The organism is Salinicola sp. (assembly GCF_982684285.1).
This window is the reverse complement of the sequence record NZ_CEXLVS010000271.1, coordinates 1,976-5,178: the sequence shown is the minus strand read 5'-3', so window position 1 is coordinate 5,178 and position 3,203 is coordinate 1,976. Positions and strand designations below refer to the sequence as shown.

At 64.6% G+C, this 3,203-nt stretch carries 2 protein-coding genes and 1 pseudogene; 1 reads left to right on the top strand and 2 read right to left on the bottom strand.

Going from position 1 to position 3,203, the window contains the following annotated elements; translation table 11 throughout:
- Positions 1–612: pseudogene (locus AC3AYF_RS17920) on the top strand (alpha-amylase); the annotation flags it as partial.
- Positions 613–707: 95 nt separating this feature from the next.
- Here the strand turns inward: AC3AYF_RS17920 and AC3AYF_RS17915 are convergent.
- Together AC3AYF_RS17915 and AC3AYF_RS17910 are read right to left on the bottom strand one after the other, a co-directional pair.
- On the bottom strand, positions 708–1,928 hold the full coding sequence (locus AC3AYF_RS17915; RefSeq protein ID WP_295040005.1) for a glycosyltransferase family protein: 1,221 nt from the start codon (positions 1,926–1,928) through the stop codon (positions 708–710).
- 69 nt (positions 1,929–1,997) lie between these two features.
- The gene (locus AC3AYF_RS17910; protein WP_295040002.1) at positions 1,998–2,864 is read right to left on the bottom strand and encodes an HAD-IIB family hydrolase; all 867 of its coding nucleotides are present in this window, start codon (positions 2,862–2,864) and stop codon (positions 1,998–2,000) included.
- Positions 2,865–3,203 lie beyond the last annotated feature (339 nt).

The following is a 3,203-nucleotide window of genomic DNA, read 5'->3' as shown; positions in this document are numbered from 1 at the left end:
GTCAGCATGAAGACCAACGCCGACGGCAGCGACTCGCCCTACGAGATCAACATCACCTACTACGACGCCATGAAAGGCACCCGCCGCGGGCCCGATGCCTGGCAGGTGGAACGCTTCCTGTGCAGCCAGAACCTGATGCTGGCACTGCAGGGCATCCCCGGCGTCTATTTCCACAGCCTGACCGCGACGCTCAACGACCACGGTGGCGTGGAGCGCAGCGGCAAGCTGCGCTCGATCAACCGTCGCCGCTGGCCCAAGGAGGAGCTCGACGAGCTCATCGACAGCCGCAGCACACCGACCCGCGAGGCATTCACGTCACTGAAGCGGCGACTCAACATCCGCGCCAACGAGCCCTGCTTTCACCCCGAAGCCGCTCAGCGAGTGGTGGATACGCCGCCCGGCATCTTCGCCATCGAGCGCGGACCGCTCGCCAACGGTCGTCGCCTGCTGGCGATCTACAACATCAGCGACACGCGCCAGCCGCTGGAGATCGAGGAGTTGAACGACGGCGATTGGTACGACGTGCTCAAGGATGGCAAGCGCTGGAGCCCGCATCCCGAGGAGCGCGACATCCTCCGGCCCTACCGCAGCCTGTGGCTGGTCCAGCCTTGAGGCATCCGGGCCGCGGGTAGGGAGAATCGAGGCGACCCTCCCCACCCACGGCCCGACTTTCGGCAAGCGCGCGGATCACGCCTACAGGACCACCTCTACACGTCCCCGGAATTATCCAGTTCCACCGCTTCGAACAGCCGATCCTGGAGATCGGGAATCGCCGCCTGGACCCGATTCCAACTGGGGATGAATGGCTTGTCCCGCGGGGATTCGAAGAAGGCGGCGCCCGCCTGCATGATGTTGTCGGCGAACAGCTCCACGGCGGCCTCCTCGCTGTGACGGTCCAGCTTGAGCCCATTCATGGCGGCATCGTGGTCGTAGGCCTCGATCAGATCCAGCGCCACGCGATAGTAGGTGGCCTTGACCGTGCGGAAGCTCTCGACGCTCATCTCCACACCTAGCGTCGCCAGCTTGCGATACATCGCCTTGGCGATGTCCATGCTCATCCGGTTGAGACCGCCGCTAGGGTCCTCCTCGGAGACCGGCTGGTGCTTGTGGTCGTAGGCGTCGGCGATGTCCACCTGACACAGCCGCTTGGTCGAGAAGTTCCGGTGAACTTCGGAGAGCACACCGATCTCCAGCCCCCAGTCGCTGGGGATGCGGATGCCGTCGAGCACGTCGGCACGCATGGAGAACTCGCCGGAAAGCGGATAGCGATAGCTGTCGAGATAGTCGAGGTAAGGCAGCGGCCCATAGATCATCTTGAAGGCCCGGATCAGCGGCGTGACCATCAACCGCGCCACCCGGCCGTTGAGCTTGCCGGACGCGATGCGCGAGTAGTAACCCTTGCAGAACTCGTAGTGGAAGCGCGGATTGGCAACCGGATAGATCAACCGCGCCAGCAGGCCGCGATCGTAGGTCACGATATCGCAGTCGTGCAGCGCGATCGCCTCGGCCTTGCCCGACGCCCGCACGTAGCCGGAGCAGTACCAGACGTTGCAGCCCTTGCCCGGCTCCAGGGGGGCGAGATTTTCCTGCGCCAGTTCCTGCTGGAGAGCCTGGAGTCGCGGACCGTCGTTCCACAGGATGCGGTGGTGCTGAGGCAGTCGGGAGAAAAAGTCCCGCGCCTTGAGAAACTGCTCACGATCGGCGCGGTCGAGGCCGATGACGATCTCGCTGAGATAGGGCACCTTGCACAGCTCATCGACGATGTGCGAGAGCGCCGGCCCCTCCAGCTCGGAATAGAGCGACGGCAGGATCAGTCCCATCGGCCGGCTGCGCGAGAACTGCTTGAGATCGGTCTCCAGAGCCTCCACCGAGCGCCGAGTCAGGTTGTGGAAATTGGTAACGATACCGTTCTGATAGAAATCACTCATGAAGCGCCCTCTTCCTATTGTCGTCTTGGCGTCGGTCCGTGACGCCTGTCATCAGGTCGATATCAGCGACTACTGCGGCTCGCCACTCTCCCATCCCGGTTCCCGGGTCAGCCAGTGCTCGACACCCTCCGACCACCCGGCCGGCCCTCGCGCCCGCGTTCGATAGACCCGGGCATTCTCCAGTGTCATCGCCTGGCCGTGGCCGGCGGCGATGATCACGGCCATGTCCGTCGTCGACAGCAGCGCCAGATCGTTGGGCCCATCGCCGAGGCCCAGCGTCCTCGGCCGATAGCCACGCAACGACTCGAACCGGGCCACCAGCCATTCGGCGGCCTGCCCCTTGTCGACCGCGCCCATGACGTGCCAGAAACGGCCGCCCCGGGTCAGGCGGAGACCATCGACGCGCAGCGTCTCATGCAGAGCTTGCAGTTTGGTGTCGTCGTCTTCCCACACCAGCGGTTCGCTCCCTTCACGGATCATCGCCTGTTCGGCACCGGCGGCGCTGAGCCCCGTGAGCTCCCGGACCTCGGCCAGATCCATCTCCCCCATCCGGCGGAAGCGCAGGCCATGGCGCTCGCGCACCACGTCCAGGCGGCGTCGGATGAAGTCGACATCCATGCTCGGCGTCTTGACCACCAGGCCGTCCGGCGATGCCGGATCACGATCCAGTCGCGCATGCTGCCAGGATGGCGGCAGGCCGATCACGGCGCCGTTCTCGGCGATGAAGGGCGTCTGCTCCAGCCCCAGCTCATGCCGGAGCGCCAGCAGTTCGGCACGGGTCTTGCTGGTGGTGGGAATGACCGGGATCGCCCGCTGTTCGAGACGATGCAGCCAGATCGAGGCTGGCTGCCAATCGTAGGTATCGTGGTCCAGCAGCGATCCGTCGAGATCGGTGAACACCAGCAACGGTGGTTGGTTCAAGGTCGGCTGTGTCATGGCTTCACCCGCATCGCATCACCTCGTCATGTCGTACGCGATCGGCTGCGTGTCGGCAGTCGTATAGGTGAAGGTAGCAAGTATCATGCCAAACACGACGGCCCGCGCCGTGGGTACGGGTCGCGGGCCGTCGGCGGCGATGTCGGACCCTCGGCGCGCGGGCCGTTGCACCTATTTGGTGCATCAATGGTTCAATGGGCGGGGCAAGTTCAGTATCGGACGTGTCTTGCCGCGATCGCGATGACGCCGGCCAGTGTCGCGCGATCGCTGTCGATCGCCTCGACCTCGATCCCGAAAGCTTCCAGCGCGATGGTATAACTCTGCCGTAGCGAATCGGCG